General features: G+C 46.4%; 21 protein-coding genes. 13 read left to right on the forward strand and 8 right to left on the reverse strand.

Annotated elements, in window-relative coordinates; genetic code table 11:
* Position 1: 1 nt before the first annotated feature.
* Positions 2-766, reverse strand: coding sequence for a M15 family metallopeptidase (locus tag WAO38_RS03020; RefSeq protein ID WP_422234223.1), 765 nt, complete (start codon positions 764-766; stop codon positions 2-4).
* Between the two features lie 118 nt (positions 767-884).
* Here WAO38_RS03020 and WAO38_RS03025 point away from each other — a divergent pair, with 118 nt between their 5' ends.
* Positions 885-1,229 carry a hypothetical protein gene (locus WAO38_RS03025; RefSeq protein WP_422234225.1) on the forward strand — a complete coding sequence of 115 codons (345 nt, stop codon included), beginning with the start codon at positions 885-887 and terminating at the stop codon, positions 1,227-1,229.
* Here the strand turns inward: WAO38_RS03025 and WAO38_RS03030 are convergent.
* Complete coding sequence (locus WAO38_RS03030; RefSeq protein WP_422234227.1) at positions 1,183-2,514, reverse strand: diguanylate cyclase domain-containing protein; 1,332 nt, start codon at positions 2,512-2,514, stop codon at positions 1,183-1,185. The two genes, WAO38_RS03025 and WAO38_RS03030, sit on opposite strands and share 47 nt — an antisense overlap.
* A gap of 225 nt (positions 2,515-2,739) precedes the next feature.
* Here WAO38_RS03030 and WAO38_RS03035 point away from each other — a divergent pair, with 225 nt between their 5' ends.
* Entirely contained in the window at positions 2,740-4,077 is a 1,338-nt protein-coding gene (locus WAO38_RS03035) for a diguanylate cyclase (RefSeq protein WP_422234229.1), read from the forward strand.
* Positions 4,074-6,998: an EAL domain-containing protein gene (locus tag WAO38_RS03040; RefSeq protein ID WP_422234230.1), complete on the forward strand. Its 2,925-nt coding sequence runs from the start codon at positions 4,074-4,076 to the stop codon at positions 6,996-6,998. Before WAO38_RS03035 ends, WAO38_RS03040 begins: the two co-directional genes overlap by 4 nt.
* 70 nt (positions 6,999-7,068) lie before the next feature.
* On the opposite strand, the gene WAO38_RS03045 is transcribed toward WAO38_RS03040, so the two are convergent.
* Together WAO38_RS03045 and WAO38_RS03050 are read right to left on the reverse strand one after the other, a co-directional pair.
* Complete coding sequence (locus tag WAO38_RS03045; RefSeq protein ID WP_422234232.1) at positions 7,069-7,359, reverse strand: c-type cytochrome; 291 nt, start codon at positions 7,357-7,359, stop codon at positions 7,069-7,071.
* Between the two features lie 38 nt (positions 7,360-7,397).
* Entirely contained in the window at positions 7,398-8,174 is a 777-nt protein-coding gene (locus WAO38_RS03050) for an RMD1 family protein (protein ID WP_422234234.1), read from the reverse strand.
* 68 nt (positions 8,175-8,242) lie between these two features.
* Between WAO38_RS03050 and WAO38_RS03055 the strand changes: the two genes are divergently transcribed.
* A complete protein-coding gene (locus WAO38_RS03055; protein ID WP_422234236.1) occupies positions 8,243-9,424 on the forward strand; it encodes an OmpA family protein in 1,182 nt (393 codons plus the stop codon).
* On the opposite strand, the gene WAO38_RS03060 is transcribed toward WAO38_RS03055, so the two are convergent.
* Both WAO38_RS03060 and WAO38_RS03065 read right to left on the reverse strand, forming a co-directional pair.
* Positions 9,425-10,306: a hypothetical protein gene (locus tag WAO38_RS03060; RefSeq protein WP_422234238.1), complete on the reverse strand. Its 882-nt coding sequence runs from the start codon at positions 10,304-10,306 to the stop codon at positions 9,425-9,427.
* Positions 10,303-10,911 (reverse strand): hypothetical protein, encoded by a 609-nt coding sequence (locus WAO38_RS03065; RefSeq protein WP_422234239.1) that lies wholly within the window; start codon positions 10,909-10,911, stop codon positions 10,303-10,305. Before WAO38_RS03065 ends, WAO38_RS03060 begins: the two co-directional genes overlap by 4 nt.
* Positions 10,912-11,128: 217 nt before the next feature.
* On the opposite strand from WAO38_RS03065, the gene WAO38_RS03070 reads away from it, so the two are divergent.
* The 7 genes from WAO38_RS03070 to WAO38_RS03100 all read left to right on the forward strand — a co-directional run bounded on the left by WAO38_RS03070 (position 11,129) and on the right by WAO38_RS03100 (position 17,556).
* Positions 11,129-12,241: a hypothetical protein gene (locus tag WAO38_RS03070; protein WP_422234241.1), complete on the forward strand. Its 1,113-nt coding sequence runs from the start codon at positions 11,129-11,131 to the stop codon at positions 12,239-12,241.
* Positions 12,242-12,393: 152 nt separating this feature from the next.
* Positions 12,394-12,852, forward strand: a complete 459-nt coding sequence (locus WAO38_RS03075; RefSeq protein WP_422234243.1) for a hypothetical protein — start codon at positions 12,394-12,396, stop codon at positions 12,850-12,852.
* Positions 12,849-13,928 (forward strand): ABC transporter permease, encoded by a 1,080-nt coding sequence (locus WAO38_RS03080; protein ID WP_422234245.1) that lies wholly within the window; start codon positions 12,849-12,851, stop codon positions 13,926-13,928. Before WAO38_RS03075 ends, WAO38_RS03080 begins: the two co-directional genes overlap by 4 nt.
* Complete coding sequence (locus WAO38_RS03085; protein ID WP_422234247.1) at positions 13,925-14,557, forward strand: ABC transporter ATP-binding protein; 633 nt, start codon at positions 13,925-13,927, stop codon at positions 14,555-14,557. Before WAO38_RS03080 ends, WAO38_RS03085 begins: the two co-directional genes overlap by 4 nt.
* A complete protein-coding gene (locus tag WAO38_RS03090) occupies positions 14,535-16,079 on the forward strand; it encodes a hypothetical protein (RefSeq protein WP_422234249.1) in 1,545 nt (514 codons plus the stop codon). Before WAO38_RS03085 ends, WAO38_RS03090 begins: the two co-directional genes overlap by 23 nt.
* Positions 16,076-17,029: a hypothetical protein gene (locus tag WAO38_RS03095; RefSeq protein ID WP_422234250.1), complete on the forward strand. Its 954-nt coding sequence runs from the start codon at positions 16,076-16,078 to the stop codon at positions 17,027-17,029. The genes WAO38_RS03090 and WAO38_RS03095 overlap by 4 nt, the downstream gene beginning before the upstream one ends.
* A complete protein-coding gene (locus WAO38_RS03100; RefSeq protein WP_422234252.1) occupies positions 17,026-17,556 on the forward strand; it encodes a YceI family protein in 531 nt (176 codons plus the stop codon). Before WAO38_RS03095 ends, WAO38_RS03100 begins: the two co-directional genes overlap by 4 nt.
* Before the next feature lie 11 nt (positions 17,557-17,567).
* Here the strand turns inward: WAO38_RS03100 and WAO38_RS03105 are convergent, their stop codons facing one another.
* Together WAO38_RS03105 and WAO38_RS03110 are read right to left on the reverse strand one after the other, a co-directional pair.
* Positions 17,568-19,820 (reverse strand): putative bifunctional diguanylate cyclase/phosphodiesterase, encoded by a 2,253-nt coding sequence (locus WAO38_RS03105; RefSeq protein ID WP_422234254.1) that lies wholly within the window; start codon positions 19,818-19,820, stop codon positions 17,568-17,570.
* A 108-nt stretch (positions 19,821-19,928) separates the two neighbouring features.
* Positions 19,929-20,837 carry an MBL fold metallo-hydrolase gene (locus WAO38_RS03110; RefSeq protein WP_422234256.1) on the reverse strand — a complete coding sequence of 303 codons (909 nt, stop codon included), beginning with the start codon at positions 20,835-20,837 and terminating at the stop codon, positions 19,929-19,931.
* Between the two features lie 172 nt (positions 20,838-21,009).
* Between WAO38_RS03110 and cowN the strand changes: the two genes are divergently transcribed.
* Both cowN and WAO38_RS03120 read left to right on the forward strand, forming a co-directional pair.
* Positions 21,010-21,309: a N(2)-fixation sustaining protein CowN gene (gene cowN, locus WAO38_RS03115; RefSeq protein WP_422234258.1), complete on the forward strand. Its 300-nt coding sequence runs from the start codon at positions 21,010-21,012 to the stop codon at positions 21,307-21,309.
* Between the two features lie 147 nt (positions 21,310-21,456).
* On the forward strand, positions 21,457-22,344 hold the full coding sequence (locus WAO38_RS03120; protein ID WP_422234259.1) for an AEC family transporter: 888 nt from the start codon (positions 21,457-21,459) through the stop codon (positions 22,342-22,344).
* Positions 22,345-22,383: the final 39 nt, after the last annotated feature.

Below are 22,383 nucleotides of genomic sequence, written 5' to 3' on the forward strand. Positions count from 1 at the left end.
ATTATCGTTGTGCTGTACACAAGGGGGCTAGAAGCTCGGGACGGTATTCGAAATGCATCGTATCGTAGTGGTACCATCGTCCTCCCCAGATAAATCCGTGCTTTTCGAAGATTTTGACAATCGACATCGGCATCGTGTTTTTATAACCGATATGGGCGGTTTCGCTTGAGGCTTCATCTTTCCAGTATTGGGTTTTGGTGGGGGCAAGATCAACTGCAATGCCGTAACTGTGCATCGAGAGGCGATCGGTATCTTGGATGACGCGGTAGCAGTAGGTGGTTGCCCCCTCCGCCCAGATGCGGTCAGCTTTGGGGAGTTTGGCAATCTCCTGTCCAATGAGCAGAAGTTTTTTATCCACACCGCCTACTTTATTGACAGGCAGTTTGACCGATCCTTTCAGGGTCGGCCATAGGATCGTTACGAGATTTTTTTCAATCTCTTTTTTGTCTTTACCGTACAAGGCTTGGAAGAAAGGCTGATAGCGCAAACGTCCCGGATCAAAGAGGTACGGAGGCGGGGTTTCTTGTCCTCCTGCATCATAACGCTGTTCTACTTGAGTTGCGAGGTCGGCATGGTTGATTTTGTCATCCCATGAAGCTTTGGCGTCAGCGGTACGGTAGGGGAGTACGGTGCCGTTTTTCAGGATAAGAGACGTCTCATCGGCAGAGCGGATGAGGTCCCCGTATCCTTGGAGAAAACATTGGGGGTTAGCCCATGAAAAGGTCGCTAGAAGGGTTAAAATACTCGAAATTTTAATCAATTGCATTAATATCTCCTGATAGGACAGTATTTTAGCGAATAATGCACAAAATATTGTTTTATAGTTCACAATCGGTTCACACAGAGATGTCATGATTACGTTACCTAAAATCTAGGAGTTCCCTATGAAAACATTTCATCCGATCAATGCTTTATTAAGTGCCGTTTTACTTTTCTCCGTGTCGGCGAATGCAGATTATAGACATGACCGCAACGGCCGATATGAAGCGCCTCGACATGTCAAGATTTCCAATTATAACCGTTATGACGGCCATCATAGCGGCAATTGGGTCGTTCCTTTGGTCATCGGCGGATTTTTGGGGTATGCCCTATCCGGTCCGAGACAGGAGACGGTCACCTATGTTCGGAGTGCTCCGGTAGTCTATTCCCCGCAACCTGTGTATGAAGAGCAATGGGTCTATTTTAGCGATTGTGACTGTCAGCGCAGAGTATTGGTACCGGTTCGTTAATTTTTTTCTCTTTTTTGACGAGATACATCGCCGTATCGGCTGCTTTGATCAGGCTTTGCGCATCGGCGGCATGGTCAGGATAAAGGGCTACGCCGATACTGGCATGGGGACGTAAAACGATATTGGAATCCAGCCGTATCGGTTCGTTGATAGCTGCATTGATGGCATAATGGATCGTTTGCAGATGCTCTTCGCTTTTAACGTCTTCAATAAGGATGATAAACTCATCCCCTCCGTATCGGCACACCGTATCACTGTTTCGCAGACATGCCAAAATATTTTTCGCTACATCTTTTAATAATCTGTCTCCCGCTTCATGTCCATGACGGTCATTGACCAGTTTAAAATCATTCAAGTCGATAAAAAAGAGGGCGATTTGCTGTTCATTCCGCTTCGATCGATTGATCGCATGGGTGAGCCGGTCGTTCATGGTCGCACGGTTGATAGCACCGGTCAGGGGATCGTGCTGAGCACGATGCGTCAATGCATCAACATGGCACGTGATTTGGGTGATGTCATGGAGATTGGCGACATAGCTGACCAGGCGGTTGCGATGATAGATCGCGGTGATGGTGACACTGAGAATCTTTTCTTCTGAAAGGGAAGATTTTTTAATCGTTCCTCTCCAGGTATGCTCAGTATCAAATTTGGGGAGAAGGGCATTGAACGTAAGCCGATCTTTAAAAAGATATTTACCGATGTGCATCCCGTAGAGTTCATTTTGATCTTTGAGGGCGAGGAGAAAAAAGCTTCGATTCGCAAATTCGATCAACCCTTTTTCGTCAGTATAAAAAATAGCATCACCGGCACTTTCGAGGGCGGCGGAACGTTTATTGAGCTCATCCAGATTCTTTTTGGAGACGGTAATATCTTGCGCCATACACAAAATTTCCCCTTCCTTTCCTTCCAGCCGCCTATTGCGCCATTCGCAAAAAATTTCGTTTGCATGTTTCGTGACATTGTAATTTTTGGAGTAACTGATCCCTTCGGCGGAAGCTTTTTGCAGTATGGAGGTTACGTGTGCTTTATCGAAGTTGGGGACGATGAACTCAATAATATCTTCCCCTTCCGCTTCATCACTTTCCCATCCGAAAATCGCTTCGGCGGCTTGGTTCCATTCGATGATACGGTAGTGCCGATCGATAACGATGAGCGCTACGGGAGAGTCGTTGAAAAATTGGTGATAGCGTTTTTGATTGTCGATGATACGGCGGTTTAGAAAGATCGAGTGGGCAACCCAGAGGGCTAAAATGATCGCGAGTAAAGGGATTGCAAAAAATTCCATTAAAGATTCAGGAAGAAATAAAAACCGATAAGGTTCAGCGGGACAGTGCGACTGATACAATACGGATAGAACATACGAGAACTCATGGGAACAGGTGATATCCTTCGGTGATTTTGGAGATTATATTGCGTTATATATTATTTTAACATTAAGTGATTTTTATGATTTTGCTCTAATTTGATATTTCTAGCGATATAATAAAGAGAAGAAGAAGGAGGCAAGTCTATGTTTTTCCCTACCCTTGGGTTGATTGCGACAACGAATGTCATAACCGCAGATATCCATCATACGATTCAAGATGCCCTCAATAAGATGCATCAGCATAATCATCGCAGTATTATCGTAATCAACAAAACATTGCATTATGTTATTACGACAAAAGATATTATACGTCTTAAGCTCGAGGGGGTACCTTTTTCAACCCCCTTTTCTCAAATATCGCTCCGTTCCCCTCCGATGCTCGATAAAGAGAGCAATATTATTAATGCCCTGAATCTTACGAATGATGATGATGAGTATATCTGTGTCTGCAATGCCGACGGGAGCCTCTATGGACTGGTGACCAACAGTGATATCGTAGCGAGTGTTGATCCGCAGGTGATTTTGGATTCGCTCCAGATTTCGACGATTTTTGAAAAAAAATACGGGTATAAGAGCTTTTCGCCCGAGACATTGATGTCGGAAGTTTTAGAATTTATGAAGGACTCCTTGAGTGACTGCGTGATTATCCAAGAAGGGGGGGAAGCCGTCGGTATCCTCACCTCTAAAGATATATTGGGGTTTATCGGTGATGATATTCATAATACGATGCCGGTTTCTAAACTCATGTCTTTTCCGGTCGAGACGCTGAACCATAAAGCATCGATCAATGAAGGGCTTGAGTATCTCCGTTCCCGTCCGTTTAAACGCATCGTGGTGACCGATGATGATGATCATGTCATCGGAATCGTAACGCAGCAGGATTTGATAGCACGGACGTATCTTAAATGGTCGCAATTGATGCAGGACCATTTTAAGCAATTTGAAGAGATAACCCAAATTTTGCAACAAAAAAACCAGCATTTGACACAGCTGGCGACCAAAGATTCGCTCACCGAGATCCATAACCGCCATATGTTTACCGAATTGTTTTCCAAAGAGCTGTCGCAGTTTAAACGTCATGCAACCAAGCTGGCGCTGGTGATGATTGATTTGGACCATTTTAAGCAGATCAATGACACCTATGGGCATAACATCGGTGATTATGTCCTCAAGCAGTTTGCCTCTTTGGTTACGTCTTCGGTACGGGAGGGAGACCTCTTTGCCCGCTGGGGAGGGGAAGAATTTATTTTGCTGCTGCGAAATGCCGGGTGTGATGAAGCATACGGGGTCGGCGAAAAAATTCGTGTACTTCTTGAACTGGAATCGTTTGAAGGTGCCGGGCAAGTGACATGCAGCATCGGAATCACTGAAATATTAGCGGATGATACCCTTCATAGTGCAATCGAACGGGCGGACAGTGCGATGTATGCGGCCAAAGACAGCGGCCGTAATCGTACCGTGGCATGTGAGGCACGCTCATGAAAGAGATGATGCTTAAATCCATTGTTTCGGAGCACACATTTACATTGAACGCTACGCAAACGATTGCGAAGGCTTTGGCAATGATGGCGGAGCGTTCAATCAGCTCTATTATTATTGTCAATGATGACAATCGCCCTATCGGAATATTTACCGAACATGATGCTCTTCGTGCGGTAGCGGATGCTATCAACATCGAAAATCCTTTAAGCGAAGTGATGACACGCGATCCTTTTTGTGTTGCGGAGACCCTTTATCTGCATGATGCGTATGCGCTGATGGAAGAGAAAGGGTACCGCCATTTGGTTGTTGTTGATGAGATAGGAGCGTTTGTCGGAGTCATGAGCGAGGGGGACTTTCTCCGTCATATCGGATTTGAAGAATTGGGAAAATTCAAAATCGTCTCGGAAGCGATGAGCCGCTCTCCGCTTATCGTTTCATTGAATACCCCGCTGTCTGAAGCGGCATCCCTGATGCGTGAACGCAAAGTTGATTATGCGGTCGTTCTTGATGGAAGTCATCCCGCAGGCGTCATTACCGAACGGGACATTGCCCATCGGTATGCCCAGAAAAAGGGGATCAGTGATACGAGTGTCGAACCGTTGCTTCATAGAGATTTTCGTATTATCCCCAAAAATATTCCGTTGCAAGATGCGGCAAAAATGATGGAAGAACACGGGATCCATCAGCTGATCGTTGTGGATGAGAGCGAAAATCTTGTAGGATTGCTGAGCCGTCATGATGTACTGCATGCCATTCATGGTGCCTATTTTGAGTTTTTGATCCGGGTAATTAATCAAAAAAATGCGACGATTACCAAGATAGCGGAGCGTAAAAAAGAGCTTAAAATCGAAAAAGCCTCTATTGAAAAAAATGAATTAAAGCTCCGAAAACTTTTTGAAGCCCTTCCGGACAGTGTTATTTTGATTGATAGCGTCACCATGCTCCCTATCGAATATAATATAGCGGCTTATATTACCTTGGGCTACACCTCCGAAGAGTTCTCCCGACTAAAAATTCCCGATTATGAAGTGATAGAGTCTCCCGAAGAGATCAGAGCGCGGATGAAGAATATTATGGAAAGAGGAAGCGACAGCTTTGAGACGCGTCATCGGACAAAAAACGGAGAGATCCTTGATGTATGGGTGAATGTGGTTTCTCTCGAACTGGACGGTTATCCCTATGTACTTGCTCTTTATCGCGACATTACGGAGACAAAACAGACCGAACGCCGTCTGTATGAACGCCAGCTTGAACTGGTCCAAAAAACGTCGCTGCTCGATACTCTCGTCAACACCCTCCCCAATCTGATATGGTTGAAAGACCCTGATGGGGTATATGTGGCGTGCAATAAGATGTTTGAAGGTTTTTTTGGGGCGAAAGAGTCTGAAATAATCGGAAAATCCGATTCTGATTTTGTGAGTTCCGAGCAGGCAGAATTTTTTCGGGAGAATGACCGTTTGGCGATAGAAGGGGATAAGCCTCGAATTAATGAAGAATATTTGGTTTTTGCCGATGGGAGCAGAGAAGGATATTTTGAAACGATCAAAACGCCGATGAAAGACTATGCGGGAAAAGTTATAGGTGTCCTGGGGATCGCGCAGGATATTACCGACCACAAACACTATGAAGAGCGGCTGGAAATATTGGCCAATTATGATCCGCTGACGGGATTGGCAAACCGTGCCCTTCTTTCCTCGCATCTTCACCGTACGATTGAGAACGCAAAGCGGCTTAAAACGCAGATAGCCCTTCTTATGTTTGATTTAGACCGATTTAAAGACGTTAATGACAGTTTTGGCCACGGTGCGGGGGATGAACTGTTAAAACAGATCGCGCAGCGGCTTGGAGGACGATTGCGCGATGGGGATATGATCAGCCGTTTGGGAGGTGATGAATTTGCCGTCGTTCTCGAACAGCTCGCCCATCCCGAGGATGCAGGCCGGATAGCACAAGAGATGATCGCTGCTTTAAGCAACCCTTACAAGCTCACCGGAGGCGCAGAAATACATATCGGTATGAGTGTGGGCATCGTCCTGTTCCCCGGTCATGGGGACAATGCCTCTGAGCTTCTTCAGCATGCGGATGCGGCACTGTATAAGGCAAAATCGGAGGGGCGTGCAACATATCGCTACTATACGGATGAATTGACCGATCTGGCACGCAAGCGGATCGATGGCGAAACACGTCTGCGACGCGCTATTGCCAACAGCGAATTCGAAGTATATTATCAGCCTCAGGTTCATATCGCGACGGGACGGATTGTGGGGGCTGAAGCCTTGATCCGCTGGAATGATCCTCAGCTGGGGATTATATCGCCGCTGGATTTTATTCCGATCGCGGAGAATACCGGACTTATCGGACCGATCGGCGAATGGGTGCTGAATGAGACTTGTCGACAGGGGAGGGTTTGGTTGGACAGAGGGCACCGGCTGACGCTGGCGGTAAATCTCTCCGCCCATCAGGTCCGGCATCAAAATATTCCTGAAATGGTTGAAAATGCCCTTAAACGATCAGGGTACCCGGCCGATAAACTCGAACTTGAACTGACAGAAAGTGCCCTGATGCAGCGTCAGGAGGATACGGTGATCATGCTTCACACGCTGCGTGCTATGGGGATACGATTGGCGATTGATGATTTTGGGACCGGGTACTCATCCCTATCCTATCTCAAACGGTTTCCGATCGATGTGCTGAAAATCGATAAAAGTTTTGTCGATGATCTTCCGTTTGACAATGATGATATGGCGATTGTAACGGCGATTATCGCGATGGGGCAGGCTTTAGGGTTTCAAGTCCTCGCGGAGGGGACGGAACGTATTGAACAGATCGAGTTTTTAGAAGCACGCGGCTGTACCATGTATCAAGGATATTTTAAAAGCCCGCCGCTGAGAGCGTCAGAATTTGAGGCACTGCTGTCTTAATGTAAAGGTTCAGAATAGAAGGCGAAGGGCTTTCGCCCCGCCGGCGAAAAGGGAGTTTCCTTTTTCGTTCTTATTTGAGAGTGTCTACGAATTCAGAAACGGCTTTCATATCAGCATCGCTGAGAGTCGCAACGTTGCCTTCCATGACCGCTTTCTGATCCCCGCCGTAGGTGCCGTTTTTGTATCCGGTAAGCTTGGCGAGTGCTCCGCTGCTTCCTGCGATCGCTTTTCCTGCGATTGAGACCTCTTTACCGTCAGCGCCGTGGCATTCGACACATGTTTGACCGTAAATTTTCATTCCCGCCGAAGCACCGTAGACGAGAGGAACGGACACCATAAAACTCAAGAGGTATTTTGTCATAGCAAGGCTCCTTTGTGTTGTGTTTAATTGTAGCACATTTATTTGAGCATCTCCATAATCCCCATGATGATTTCAACGAAGATGAGGATGATGATGATCCATTCCAAAAATTCGCTTTTTTTGTGATTGATGAGATCCATCACCAGCATTACATCTTCTTTGATTTGAGAGAGTTTCGAGAGAGCGGTTTCGTGGCGGTCGTAAAGTTCGAGGATAAATGCCAGACGGTTGTAGAGCGCTTCGGCTTCCGCATCGTCCCAAAGGATATTGGGTTTGTCCAACAACAACAGATTGCTTACCATATCGTGACGGGTGAGGGCGAGACGTTTGGCAAACTGCATCAGGTGCCCACGGCGTGTAATCGAATACGATTGGATCGATTCGACGATACGACGGCTTTGGAGAAAGAGGGTGTTCAGCCGTTTCTCATAGTGTTCCAAGCCTACGCTTTGGGAGATTGCCAGAGCAATAATATTGAGATTGTGGGTCGAAGCCGATTTGAGAATAATGGTCTCGTTGGTAACATTAAAAGCAGAAACGAGTGCCGGATCGATTCGAATGGGATAATCTTGGGTGATAAGTGCATTTTCTTCCTCTGAACCGAGGGTTATTCCGAGGGTTGAGAGGGCGTTGAGAATCTCTTTTTTTTCTTTGGCAATCAGTGTCAACACACCAAAGGGAGCCAAAACGGCATGGAGCGTCTGATTATGCCCGTAATAGCCGTTTTCGACCCCTCTTACGAGGGTAAGATCGAGGGAGTACTCTATGGTTGATTTACTGACAGGTTTGTCGAGATACAGGGACAATAGATTCATTGGACCTTCCTGTTAATCGAAGATTTGTATGTGATAGTGTATCATTCCTTTATTACAGTGAGGTGATTATGCAAAAAAAAATAGTAATCGGGCTACTAACATTAGGGTTGACCTGGGCTGAGTCAGCCGCAGATGTATCGGAGATGATTTTTTATCCGCAAGCCGATTTTTCGGAAGCTATTCTCCATTTTAATTATCAAGGCACCAAAAATAAAAATTACGGTTTTATGTTTGATCGAGGATTCGATCCCAGCCGCATTGTGTATGTCCGTCCCGAGAACAACACCATTGAAAAGTTAAAAGACGGAAGTGTAAAGCTCTCCTTCGCCAATACCGACCGTTATTCGTATATACAGCGTGCGTATAAAGACGATTTCTTGGTTTCCGAAGAGAACGGTGTTTATAAAATTCTCCTCAGCGGAGGCGATTGCAAAGAGAGCCCTGCGTGTGTTACCGCAGAAAATATTCTGACGGTAAACGTCCCTAAAGGGTATGGCGTTCGCAAATACCAGGGGCTCGACCAAGATTTAAAGCCGCTCAAGAATCCAAAATGGCAGATAAAAGGGAATATATTCAGTTTGATCGCACGCGATGTCAAAGGCGCATGTGTCATGATGGAGATTGAAAAATTGAAATCGGGTCAAATAATAACGCCGATCGCTGTAGTCAATCCGGCAGAGCCGATCAAAGTCGCAGAAGCTGCACCCTTATCCAAAGCCCAGGAAGTTTCACGTCCGGTCGTCGACCCCAAGCCGGCCGCAGTTGCCGCAGCAGTGACAAAAATTAATGCGCCGGCAATTGTCCCTACAGCTAAAGCAGAGAAAATCGAACCGGTATCTCCTGCTATCGTTTCAAAACCGGCCATCGACAAACCGATAGCCTTCTCTTCTGCTCCGGCAGCTTATTTTCGCAATTTTCAGCTGTTTGACAATCGTGTCGTCGAGCTCAATGATGCGGGAAAAGAGCGCTTGCGCGAGTGGGCTAAAGAGTTTATCGCCAGCGGCAAAAAAACAATTATTATCAACTCCTACACGGATAATATTCCGCCGCAGCGTCTCAAAGCTCAGTACGCAACGAATGAAATACTTTCTGAAGCACGGGGAAAATTGGTTGCGGAATATTTATCAACCCAAGGGATTGATCCGAGTGTCATTACCGTCAACGGAATGGGGGATGCTAATCCGGTTGCTTCCAATGATACACAAGAAGGACGATCGAAAAACCGTCGGGTTGAGTTTATTTTAAACTAGTTACATCTGCTCATAAAGGTCGAACAAATCGACTCCGTCCGGAAGACGGGGCTTGCCGTCGCGGAATGAGCGGGTATGAGCAATAAGCCGTTTGAAGTGCTTGCGCAGGTGATAGGCATCGGGGACATTGGGGCGGAACCAGTCCCCTTTGGCGCTGAAGAGCCAGTCAATGGCCGATTTGATATCGAGAAGGCTATAGCCTCCGGTCTCGATGAGGAGACGGATCTGTTTGGCCCAGCTGATGACATCAAACGGTTCCTCGAATTGAGGGTCGATCGAGGAAAGATGGCGGATGAAATATTGTGCCATTTCGAACTCTTCGGTGGTCGGTTTGGATTCGGCGAGGGCTTGTTCTGAAGCGACAACGGGAACATTCGCAGAAATCTCTTTGCGTACCCACCGTTCAAACTCGGCACACCAGTCGAAGGATCGGCGATTTTGGCTCCGCTGATAAAGATTGAAATCCTCAAAAATATCCTGCCGCAATCCCTCCCGATCACATAATTCCAGAGCAAACGCATGCAGCTCCGCATGGGCGTCGTTAGAGAGATTCAGATAATAGTTGCTGTCACTGTATTGGACCGCAGCCGTCGAAACGGCTATCGCGGTTATTGTCTCTACCGGGGCAAAGGTGTACCGGATCATGACCCCCTGATCGGTTTTCCGGCGGATTGTTTTGAGAAGACCTTTTTTAACCATGGCATCCAGTGCTTCAACCACCTCTCGAGGACTGTGGCGGAGTGCTTGGGCCAGTGTCGATGCATCGATGTCGCCCGGTTTGTCTCCCCACTGCTGGGTATGGCGGGCGATGAGAGGAATGAGAGAACGCTCCATAAGGCTGAGATCTTCGCGATCGATCAAAGAGGCGGGAAGGGTTATCATGAGGGTTTAACCGATCGGAGAAGTTTCGCTTTCATCGGAGCCGATAAAACTTCATTCTTATCCCGTTCGCGGCGGAGAATTTCATTACGGTATTCGTGTGTGACCCGTGCCGTAAAGAGGCTTCGATCGAGTGAAACATAGTCGTAAATCCACCGCTTAGTAAGTGTTTTGACGACATTGATATCGGTTTCATCCAGCAGCGGAGTCTCTTCGCCGACACGTTTGATCGAGGTAAAGCGGATCTCTTCAAACCGCTCCAGTGCACTTTTTTCGCCGTCGCGTTTCAGACTAATGTCGCGGTGAAGATCGTACATCAGACGGTAGAGTGTTTCGGCACGTTCGGAGGCTTCGCGATCGATCGGAGTGAGTGCCTGTGTCTCAAACTCTTCGGCGATCAGGGCAATTTTTTCAAAACCGCTTTTATACGGCATCTCGCGCGATGAGAGACGTCGAAAGAACTCACGATACTGGGAGGGGTGGATAGAACGTACCAAATCGGCGACGTGCGCGCGCAGGTTAATATCCTCTTCGATTTTGAAATATTCCATCAGCGAAGTGACGAATTGGGCCCGGATCTGTTCTTCGGTCGGTCTGTTGTGTTGCATATTTTATTGTATCAAAAAATGACTTTAAAAAGTGTGCTTTGTAGGTGGCAGGCTTTTGCCCTGAGTCTGTTTTCTAGCACCCTTGAGGATAAAATAGAGGGTTTGAGACCGGATATAGAGCATTGCTGAGTGTTCGTACCAAAAATAGACCAAAAATAAGGTAAAATAATGACGGGTATTTTGCAAAGTACCCTAAATTTGCACACAAAAGAGTTTTATGCTCACAATAAATGAAACGGTTATCCCCGATGGGGATGCCGAACTCGGCGATAACCTTTTATACTACGATTATAATATTGACCATCTGTTATCGCTCGAAGCGAAGGGCCTCACGATGGAGGACGAGGGATATATCAGTGCATTCCGCTCATTTGAGGGGGAAGTGTATGAAAACTATATTTATGAAAAACTTCTCCGATTCGCAGCCAATGAACCGCAAATCAAAAGCTTTATTATTAAAGGTCCCCATAAACATCGTACCCGCGCACAGAGTGATGCCTTGTCGGTAAGCTGGAAAGGGCAGATTATCTATCGCGCCCGCCACAAAGAGATCGGAGAATTTGACGGTCTCCTATTTACCGATAAAGAGCTCTATTTTGTCGAGATGACTCTGGTCAAATCGGTCAGCAATCTTAAAAAAAGGCTCCGTAAGAAGCGGGCACTGCTTGAAGTTCTTTTCCCCCGCTACAACGTCAAAGCGCTTTTGGTACTGAACGAAGGGGCGACGGGAACCTCGGATCTTCCGCCGTATGCATCGGTTTGGCTGACGAAACCCTACAGCGCACGCCATATTTTAGACCGTCTCAGCACGAAATCTTCGCGTGCGCCGATGATACGTGTCGAGAGTGCTAAGATCGCGCATGCCGAAGAGCTGAAAATCGCGGCATTTAAATACTATGCGACTCTTTCGTGGGTGTTGCGCTCATTACGGGAAAAAAATCCGATCGACGTAGATTTTTTCCGTCGCGGGGCGACGCAGCGCTACCATGATATCTATACAAAGGTTTACGTCGGTTACCTCTTGGTAGAAGATTTTAAAACGCTGGCGCCGGATCTCAGCTGGAACGGAAGCAATGCAACCCGTGTCGTTGTCGCAATTGAAAAAGACCACTCCGGCGGCTATTTTTTGACCTATTTTATCCGTCATGCGTCTAAAAAGCTCGATAATGTGACCATTAGTGCCGGGTCGAGCAAGGTGGCCAAAAAAGATCCGTTCGGAATCACTCTGACGGAAATGAACCATCTTGAAAAAGTGATGGATGAAAACTTTGCATACACCCTCGCACAGCATGCAGAGCTTCAAAAATTAGTCGATCAACTAACCCATTAACAGAGAGTTTTTGCCTCTCTGTCTTTGCTGACATGTTTCTTGCCCCCGCTTCTATCGAAACTTTCTAAATAATTGTAACCCATACACATAAAAAAAGATTATTCATTTACGCATGTTAGGCTACACTTTTACAGTACAAAAAAAGGGTTATGATGAAAAAAATTATAGGTGCACTTTTGGTTGCATTGAGTGTTTTTGCCGCTCCGTATAAAATTGGGCAGTCGGTTATGCCGTTGGATCTCAAAGATCAGTTCGATAAGCATATTGTCCTAAAATCAATGCCGAAGACCCTCGTCATGGCCTTTGAAAAAGGGACCTCCGCGACGGTCAATGATTGTCTCGGCAAACAAAACGGTACGTATCTCACTGAGCATAAAGCGGCGTATATCGCAGATATCTCCCCTATGCCGTCGTTTATAGCGGAAGCTTTTGCATTGCCGAAAATGCGAAAGTATCCTTATACTGTTTTGTTGATCCGCGATGAAGAGATCGGATTAAAGTTCCCGGCACAAGAGGGAAAAATCACCATACTTCGGATGGAGGGAAATATGATTAAATCCATCGAGTATGTTGCTACCGCAGATGAACTCAAAACAGCGATTGAAAAGTGATCACTCCGCTCAAAGCACTTCGTAAAAACCGGTTTAAAACCGCACTGATCTTTATCAGTATGACGGTGTCGATTGCCGCTATTTTTTTGATCAGCGCAATCGCCGGGGGAGTGGTGAGCATGTATAGCGCGATGCTCAAAACCGACGGCGATATTATCGTCACTCAAAAGGGGATCGCCGATACCTTTTTCAGTGATATTAACCGTTCTTTGAGTATCCCCATTGCAAAGATTGAAGGGGTGAAAGAATCAACCGCACTCATTTTAGGGGCTGCTCCCGTTGATCCTCTCCCTATCGTCGGGATATACGGGGTCAGTGAAAACCGTTACAAAAGTTATTCCCTCAAACAAGGCGCTTACCCTAAACCCGGGGAGGTGATGTTGGGGTCTAAAATATATGAAACCCTCAAACACCCTTCCGTGATTGTCCTCTCCAAAAAACCTTTTGCCGTGAGCGGCGTGTTTAAAAGCCGTATCGGTTTTGAAGATGGCGGAGTGGTGATGAATCTGAATGATGCGGGGGAGCTGTTTCATAAAAGCGCTTCTATCTTTTTAATCAGTCTGAAAGATTTGAGTAAAAGTGAGGAGATCGTTGCGAAAATCAATCATTTAAGCGGTGATATTGAAGCCAAAACAACCGAGAATTTTATCGATTCCTACAATCAGTTCAAGATTATTAAAACGAGCTCGGACGTGATCGGCGCGATGGCGTTTTTGATGGGGATTTTGGGGATTGTGAGTATGATGAGCATGGTCGTAAATGACCGTAAAGGGGAGTTTGGGATCATGCGTTCGATCGGGCTCTCTTCCGGAACGATTATTTTCAAGCTGTTAAGTGAGACCTTGGTGATCGCGGTTGCGGCATATGCGGTGGCTCTTGCAACATCGCTTGGGGTACTGGAACTGATCAAGCACGCCGATAAATTTCAAGGCTACATCAATGGGGAGATTACCCTGACGCTGATGTTCAATGTGTTGATCGTCTCGGTCTCGATGGCATTGATTGGAACACTTCTTCCTGCCGTGTATGCTTCCCGTATTGATCCGATGAGTTTGATTCAGCGAGGCGGCACATGAAAATCGAAGCGCATGCACTGGAACACTACTACGGACACGAAAAGGTTCTGAACGGGGTGAATATAACGATCGAACCCCGTAGTTTTACGGCGATCATCGGTGAGAGCGGAAGCGGAAAAACGACCCTTCTCTCCATTCTCTCAACTCTTATGCAACCCTCATTCGGAAGTGTCCGGTACGATGGAAAAACATTTCAAGAATTGGGCAACATTGATTTGTTTCGACGGCACAATATCGGATTCGTGTTTCAGTTTCACTATCTTATCTCGTATCTTACCTTGCGCGAAAATGTTGCTTTGGCGGCATTGGATGAAGCAAAAATCGACCCGCTACTGGGGAATTTGGGCATCGAGCGTTTGAGCGGACGCTACAGCGATGAGGTCTCCGGAGGAGAGCGTCAGCGTGCCGCGATCGCCCGCGCTCTTATCAACAGCCCCTCTGTTGTATTTGCCGATGAGCCGACAGGAAATCTCGATACGAAAAATGCTCTCGGGGTCTATGAGCTGTTCCGTCGTTTCGCTCATGAGGGGACGGGGTTTGTGGTGGCTTCGCACGATAAGAAAATAGCGGATTACGCCGATGTAATTATCGAAATGGAGGATGGAATTGTTAAAAAAATTCATCAATAATGAACTTCCCCTCGCATTTGTCTGGTTGACGCTGGGGCTGATTGCAGGGCTGATCTATGCGCTGGAAATATTGGGATTGGACGGTTCAATGACCCTTTTTTCGCCGGAGAGGGCCCGATCGCTCCATATTTCGCAGATGCTGTACGGTTTTTTCCCGCTGATGCTATCTCTGTTGCCTTTTGCCCTTTTTGAGAAAGAGGGGGTTTTGTCGCAAACGGCGATTGACCATCTACGCCGTTATTTCATCGTGTGGAATTTCTTTTTACTCTTTATGAGTATGGCCTTGCTGTTCGGAAACATTCGCGGACTGCCGTTTTATGATTTTCCGTATCAGCTCAACTTTCTCCTTGCGTTTAGCGGCATTTTTTATCTCCTCGCACTCATCGATGCCCTGAGACGTTATGAAAAACGTCCTTTATGGGTCAATGTTTCACTGATCGCCGCAGTTGCCGCTCCGATAGCCCTCGTGGTACTGATGAATCCCGATTACGGGCAGGTAGAGCAGACCCTTGTCGGACCGCACGGCGATAATACGTTAGGGATGAGTTTTGCCCTGATCCCGATCTATTATCTGTTGATCAAGCTCTCCGCGCCAGCTGAATTCAAACCCCGTTGGCACTGGCTGTGGATCGTCCCGTTGGCCGGGTATGTCGTCTCTTTGATTATCCGTAATTTTTTTCACAGTCTAAGCTACAACGAAGAGTGGTTCTTTCAATATCTCACCTTGCTGTATTTGCCGTTGTTGTGGATATGGGTGCGTGATGCAGGGGTGAGATGGCATACCAATCCGTATCTGCTTCTCTCGATCGGAGCCTTTGCCTTGGTCGATCTGGAAGGCAACTTTTTGTTTATTCCCGAAATAAGGGCGTTGATCCACCGCAATGATCTGGTCGTCGGGCATGCCCATATCGCGATGGGGATCGGGGTCGCATTTATGGCCCTTTCCATCGTTCATCACCTCTTGCCTCAGCTGTTTCGGCGCATTTATGCGGTGATATGGACAGCCTTGATGATTCTTATGGCGTTGGTTTTGAGTATCGCCGGGCTGATGGAAGCGGGTGTTTTTGACGGATCGGCAGATCTCTTTTTGGTGCTTCGTGCTCTTATTGGAATATTTTTGGTTGCAATGGTGCTTCGTATCGCTTATGAGCGGCTCCGTTTTCCGCTCGATTCGCCATTAAAACTCTATCACCTAGCTGGTTTTTTAAGCGATGCGGGTGGAGGGGCAATGCTTTTGATCGCCGGAGCGGCACTTTTTCCATTATTGGGATTTAGTTTCAGCGGAACCTATGAGTACACCGTTTTCGCTTTTATGATCGGGACCGGGATGGTTCATTGGATGGGCCTTCATGCAGATAGCGAGCGTCTCGCAGCCCTGAGTGCGACGATACGCACACTTGTCGCTTCGGTGTTTGCCGCACTGTATATGGCCGGGACATTAGACACCCTTGCCCTTTTGGTTGCGTTGTATGACGGTACATTCGCCCTTTTGTATTGGCTGGTGCTGCGGGGTAAACATTGAATCTGCTCGTCTTCGTTTTATCCTCACAGCTTCTTTACTATCTTTTGATAGCACAGACCGGAGTTGTCGGGGTATTTCATTCCCATATTCATGATCTGTTTACCCTGCCCATCGGCGGTGTGCTTGGCAGTATCATCAGTGCGTTATGGCGCCATCATTCCCTGAAGCAGGAGCTTTACTTTTTATTCGGAATTCAGATGATGATTTCGTGGTTTTATCCGAATTATTCGCTTGGAATCTTGCTGGTTCTCGGTTTTGTCGTAGGCTATACGACCCCGTTGCTGCTGTACCTTTTTCGGTCTCAGAGCAAACTGCAGCTTTCCCTCGGATTGGCGATCGCGTATGCGGTAGGAACGACGCTGTATACTTATCCGTTTGAACAGCGGGGAAATATTGCCATAGTGCTTCCTCTGATTTCGCTTGCCGCCTTGCGCTTCTCTAAGCTCTCCAATACGCTTGAGAGTGCAAAAAAACCGTTTTCATGGGCGATTCTTGGGGTAATGATGCTCTGGATTTTTGCCGACTCTGCCCTTTTTGAGACCCTTGCGCGTTCGGGTGATATGGATATTTGGAGTGAGTATACGCTGCTGATCATCACCTCTCATTTAGCGGGAGTCTTTTTAGCGTATCGCTATGGCGGAGAATTGATGCGCCAAACGCGCCATATCTGGGTGCTTTTTGCGTTAAGTTACCTGCTCTACTGGATACAAAAACCCATTGTGTTGGCGGTTGTCTATCCCATTGTAATTTCATATTATAATGTCCTGTTATTTCAAGCATTGATACGTCTGGCAGATATACGGCTGATCGGGTTATCGATGGTCGGTGTCGGATGGATCGCGGCATCCGCGGCCAACGGTATTGCGCTGGGGCATCAGCTTTGGATAGCAGCAATCGTTTTAGGGCTTTTTGCCCTGTTGTATCCATTTTATTTTAGGAGGACTTTATGATAGGGAAATTAAGTATAACGGCATTGTTGTTGGCCGCTTCGCTGATGGCGGGGAACTTGTCCTTTGAGTCGGGAGTGATTAAAGGGCATACCGAAGTATTCGGTGACAGTACGATCGATCCGATGTTTAAAAAAGCCACATCGCATTTGATGCTGGATGATACTCTGATGTCACTGCGCGGATCCATCGATGTCAGCATGAGCGATTTTTTCAGTGATAACAAAAAACGTGATGAACATATGCAGGAAGTATTGGAATCTTCACTGTTTCCCAAAGCGGTTTTTGACGTCAAAGAGGTTGTCGCCAAGGGATCGGATACGTATCTTATAAAAGGGATGATGACACTGCACGGTGTCACGAAGCCGCTCAGTTTTGAGGGGACGATGAATGAAGAGGGGAACAAGCTGCACATTAAAGCCCAAAGCAGCCTCAAAATGACCGATTATGGGATCAAACCGATTAAAATGATGTTTTTGACAGTACGGGATCAAGTCGATTTAAGTGTTGACGTTACGCTCAAACGCTAATCAAAAAAAGCTTATGAAAGGGGTTCGGGTTTTCCCGTGTAGTACCCCTGTGAATAGTCGATACCGTATGTTTTGATGGCGTTAAATATTCGCTCATCGCTGACAAATTCGGCAATCGTTTTTGCCCCCATTTTTTTGGCGAAATCGATGATGGTCTCGACGATGATTTGATGGCGGGGATTGTCGGCGATTTCGCGGATCAGAGAGCCGTCGATTTTAATGTAGTCCACGTTCAGTTTGAGAATATGCTCAAAGTTTGAATACCCGGTTCCAAAATCGTCGATGGCGATCTTGGCTCCCAATTGTTTGACCTGATCAATAAATCGGGCAACCTCGCCGTAGTTCTCGATGCCATCGGATTCTAAAATCTCGAAAACGATACGTGACGCCGTATGGGTTCGTTCAATGGTAGAAAGAATCTCCCGGACGGTTGAGGGGTCATGGATATCATCAATAGAGAGATTGATCGAAAACTCTTCATTGCGGGAGCTGAAGAGGCGGCATGCCTGATGAAGAACTTCCAGTGTGATCCGAGGGTAAAGTTTTGTTTTTTTAGCGATGGGTAAAAATTGCATCGGCGCGATGATACTGCCTTCTTCGTCGATCATTCGAACCAGCGTCTCGTATTTATCAATTTTTCCCGTCACAGTATTGAGTATTGGCTGATAATGGCAAAAAATACGACCGTTTGCCAATGCTTTACGTATGCTGCTCGCCATCGCAATATTTTTCTGGTACTGTTGTTCGACATTTTCGGATTCTTCATAAAAAGCAATCGGTATTTTTCGCTCTTTTGCACGATGCAATGCAATATCCGCACGGGTGATCAGTTTGTCGCTGCCTGTTGCCGCCCCTACATTCATCCGGATATCCAGTGTTTCATGTTCGATGATGAAGCGCTCATCATCCAGCGCGGAGAGGAGTGCGGCAATACGATTATTCAGCTGCTCGTGCGTCAGTGTTTCATAAAATAAAATGGCAAATTCATCCCCTCCGATTCTGTAGGCAAAACATCCCATTTCTTTAAACCACTGACCTACGCTATACAGCAGTGAATCCCCGGCATTGATACCGAAAAAATCGTTTATTTCCTTGAAATTGTCAACATTAAATATTGCACATGATGTGGGTTGATGCTCTTCTAAATCAATCAGCAGTTTTTGACGGTTCGGCAGTCCGGTAAGAGGATCGAAGTTAGTGAGAAGATGGATATGTTCTTCCGCTTTTTTGCGCTCAGTAATTTCTTGTGCAAAAATAGCCACGGAAATGACCATATTGTTTTCGTCAAATACCGGGTAATAGTTCAGAGCAAAATACATGTCATCGCGGCGGTCTTCCACACTGAGCATTTTTCCGGTAGCAAAAATATTTTCGATATTGCTTTTACGCCGATAGGCCACTTCCGGAGGGAAAAAATCGTAAATACGGCGGCCGATCAGCTCTGAGGGTTCTTTATGAAGCCTGCTCGCGGCAGTCTTGTTGATGCTTATAACAATGCCGTTTTTATCCAATAAGAAAATACTTTCCAGCGTTGCGTCAAGAATGGCTTGAATCTCCAGATGGCTTTGTTTGAGATTTTTTTCTCCTTTTTCAAGTTCATTTTGCAGATTACGATTTATTTCCCGCAGACGCCAGGTCAGGAAAGGGAGACTTAGTCCAATAAGAATCAAAAGACGGATGAAGAGTGCGATGGCTTCTTCTTTGAGGATGTGGTTTATTGTATCGATTTTGATATCGGCTCCAGCCACATAGACGTTGCCGCCCGGACTTTTCATCGGAATCATAACACTTCTAAAAGAGCCCCACCGGTCGGTACTGTTTTCGAAGATCGGTTTATTGGTTTGGAAAACTTTTTTCACGTTGCCACTGAAATCATCTTCATAGATATCAAAATAACGGGTTAGATTGATTCCGCTTTTGCGTTCTTCATCGGTAGCGCTGGAGGCAGTAAAATGGATTATTCCGTCTTTTAGGATCATCGTATAAAGATAAACGACATGCATATTTTTAGCGAACCGGCTCAAACGGTCAATATTGATATCATCATCGGCTTGGGAAATAGAAGAAGCATCAACCGCACGGTCATGAAACCCATAGGGGAGAATCAACGCGGCACCTTGCGCTGACGTTATAAGTTTTTCGTCGATTTGTTGATAAAGTTTAGTTTTGTTCTGATTGTATTCGTAGTAGCTAAATAAGACGACAGCAAGTAAAAAGAGGAAAAATGTCCCAATCGGTATCAGTCGATTTGATTTTATTTGCATAGGATCCTCAATCTGGCACTCGAAATTTTAGAGATAAAGTATGTAAAAAAAAGGTATTTTACTATAGACGGCTGCGTTAATTGCCATGCATAATAAAATTAATATGATTTAGGCGGTTTTTCCGGTATTAAAACGGTAAATTTCACCGATATGGAGTATTTTGGTATCAAAGGGGTGGGGCTTTTGCCCTATCAACTGAGAAAACCAGATGAGCGGCTCATCAAGCGGTTCATCGGAGAGTTGAAACGTGCCGTAGTGAATCGGAATCAGTGTTTTTGCACCGAGATCGCGACATGCTTGGATTGCTTCGCTGGGGTCTGTGTGGACATGGCGCATGATCTCTTCGGGACGGTAGGCTCCTATCGGGAGAAACGCTTCATCAATATCGAAACGTTCACCGATCTCTTTAAAATGATCTCCCATCGCCGTATCGCCTGAGTGATAGATCGTATGGTCGCTGTTTTGGATGATATATCCGCCCCAAAGTGCTTTATTGATATCAAATTGGATTCGATTGCTCCAATGTTTTGCAGGGACGAACGTGATAAAAAGTCCTCCGACCATGACCGATTCCCACCATTCCAGCTCAAAGCATCGCTCACGGTCAATTTTCCCTTTTAGATAACGCCAAAAGCCTGCTGGGGCAACGATAATCACTTCAGGGTTTTGTTTCAGGAGGTATGCAACAGAAGCTTTGTCATAGTGATCGTAATGGGCATGGGTTATGAGCAGCACATCGGCCGATAGCACCTCTTTGGGGATCGGCAGCGGGGTTTGACGACGGTAAAACGGAATGTTGGCAAATATAGGGTCGATGATAAGGGTCGTTGAACCGATACGGGCCCAGAGCGATGCATGCCCGAGCCATAGAATACATTCGCCTTCGGGAAGGCTGTTGTGATGATCGATCACCATCGGTAGGACCTCTGAGGATTTGCGCCGTCTAAAACGTTTGGAGAGCTGCCACTTGAAAATACTCAGAAGCGAAAGTCGGGGAGAAGTATACCGATGTGCCATGCCGCTCCCTCTTTTTTTGTCTTCAATTGTACCTCAGGAGGATTAAATCTCAGAAACGATTGCGTCAACCTGCTCTTTTTTTATCCATAAAACCGCCGTAATATAGAGAAAAAAGGGGATAATCCCCGTCTTTTCTGGTATACAATAGCGTAAATGGCAGGAAAGGAAGAATATGGACAGCACGAATGCGAACGTTGACCGATATGTCTCTTTTATGAATATCGACTGTTATCAGCATGCCTCCGACGTCATCGGATGCATATTGGAAGTAACCGCAGACAAGCAGTATACCAATCTATTTTGGGAAGCGTTTAAAGCGAAAATACCGCAATGCTATTACGAGCATCAATCGGATGAAAAAGTTCTTTATCACGTATGTGCTTCTGTTTTCTATATCGAAGAACTGTTTGAAGAGAGCGCGCATGAAGCGGGGTTGGAGTTAATGAAAAACTGCGAATATCAGTGTTGTTGAGAAGAACTTTTTCTTTAGAGGATTACAAGGGGGAGTAGAATAGTATTACCATTTTATTTTGCACGCAACCGAAGCAAGCTCCGATTGCTACGCTTGCCGCTAAGGCACTGAAGCTTGCCTCTTTGAGGCAGAAATGAGGGAATAGTTTTGGAGCAGTTTGCTTTTATTATCGTATTGATGTTGATCGGTATGATCTTACAAAAAGCCGATGCGCCAGCCGATTTTTCGAAAAGTCTTAATTTTTTCGTTATCTACGTCTCCCTTCCCGCCACGGTGCTGATTCAATTGCCGAAAATCCATTTGGACCTTTCCGCACTCAGCGTGATACTCATCCCGTGGATTTTGCTTCCGATCGTTGTTGCTATCGTGATCGCGATGACAAAAAATCACCCGCCTCATGTCCGTGCGGCATTATTGCTTGTTTTACCGCTGGGGAATACGTCCTTTGTCGGGATACCGATTATCCATACTCTTTTGGGTGAAGCGGCAATTCCTTATGTTTTGATGTATGATCAATTCGGAACGTTTTTGATGCTCTCACTGTACGGGGCAGCCGTGATTGCACGCTATGAAACGGGAGCGTTTCATAAACGGCTGATCCTGAAAAAGCTGCTCTTTTTCCCGCCGTTTGTCACCCTTATCATTGCCCTTTGCTTCGGAGAGATGCCTTTGTCTGCACAGCCTTATCTACAGCTGCTCTCGTCTACATTGGTACCGTTGGCGCTGGTCTCGGTGGGTGCTTCGATGCGGTTGGGGGGAGAGGTCGATTATCCGTTATTTACTAAAGCGTTGACTCTAAAACTGATCGTGATGCCGCTGCTGGCCTTTGGGTTATTGTTTGCGGCCGGGATTGAACCGCTTGCGCTGAAAACGGCGGTTTTGGAATCGGGGATGCCTTCGATGATTACCGCCGGTGCTTTGGCTATCGCCTCGGGGTTCGCCCCCGCACTCAGTGCGGCATTGGTCGGTTACGGAATTATTGCCGCTTTGGTAACGCTGCCGTTGATTGCGTATGTGCTGGAGCGGCTGCTTTAGCCGCCTTGCTGATGGGATCCGTCACAGTAGGGTTTGCGT

The organism is Sulfuricurvum sp. (assembly GCF_049277495.1).
Classification (GTDB): Bacteria; Campylobacterota; Campylobacteria; order Campylobacterales; family Sulfurimonadaceae; genus Sulfuricurvum.

Coding starts and splice junctions, on each gene's coding strand:
- WAO38_RS03110 (WP_422234256.1), bottom strand. CDS start 20,837: ATGGCACATCGGTATACTTCTCCCCGACTTTCGCTTCTGAGTATTTTC.
- WAO38_RS03025 (WP_422234225.1), top strand. CDS start 885: ATGAAAACATTTCATCCGATCAATGCTTTATTAAGTGCCGTTTTACTT.
- WAO38_RS03085 (WP_422234247.1), top strand. CDS start 13,925: ATGAAAATCGAAGCGCATGCACTGGAACACTACTACGGACACGAAAAG.
- WAO38_RS03020 (WP_422234223.1), bottom strand. CDS start 766: ATGCAATTGATTAAAATTTCGAGTATTTTAACCCTTCTAGCGACCTTT.
- WAO38_RS03040 (WP_422234230.1), top strand. CDS start 4,074: ATGAAAGAGATGATGCTTAAATCCATTGTTTCGGAGCACACATTTACA.
- WAO38_RS03045 (WP_422234232.1), bottom strand. CDS start 7,359: ATGACAAAATACCTCTTGAGTTTTATGGTGTCCGTTCCTCTCGTCTAC.
- WAO38_RS03030 (WP_422234227.1), bottom strand. CDS start 2,514: ATGGAATTTTTTGCAATCCCTTTACTCGCGATCATTTTAGCCCTCTGG.
- WAO38_RS03060 (WP_422234238.1), bottom strand. CDS start 10,306: ATGATAACCCTTCCCGCCTCTTTGATCGATCGCGAAGATCTCAGCCTT.
- WAO38_RS03065 (WP_422234239.1), bottom strand. CDS start 10,911: ATGCAACACAACAGACCGACCGAAGAACAGATCCGGGCCCAATTCGTC.
- WAO38_RS03035 (WP_422234229.1), top strand. CDS start 2,740: ATGTTTTTCCCTACCCTTGGGTTGATTGCGACAACGAATGTCATAACC.
- WAO38_RS03100 (WP_422234252.1), top strand. CDS start 17,026: ATGATAGGGAAATTAAGTATAACGGCATTGTTGTTGGCCGCTTCGCTG.
- WAO38_RS03075 (WP_422234243.1), top strand. CDS start 12,394: ATGAAAAAAATTATAGGTGCACTTTTGGTTGCATTGAGTGTTTTTGCC.
- WAO38_RS03070 (WP_422234241.1), top strand. CDS start 11,129: ATGCTCACAATAAATGAAACGGTTATCCCCGATGGGGATGCCGAACTC.
- WAO38_RS03050 (WP_422234234.1), bottom strand. CDS start 8,174: ATGAATCTATTGTCCCTGTATCTCGACAAACCTGTCAGTAAATCAACC.
- cowN (WP_422234258.1), top strand. CDS start 21,010: ATGGACAGCACGAATGCGAACGTTGACCGATATGTCTCTTTTATGAAT.
- WAO38_RS03055 (WP_422234236.1), top strand. CDS start 8,243: ATGCAAAAAAAAATAGTAATCGGGCTACTAACATTAGGGTTGACCTGG.
- WAO38_RS03105 (WP_422234254.1), bottom strand. CDS start 19,820: ATGCAAATAAAATCAAATCGACTGATACCGATTGGGACATTTTTCCTC.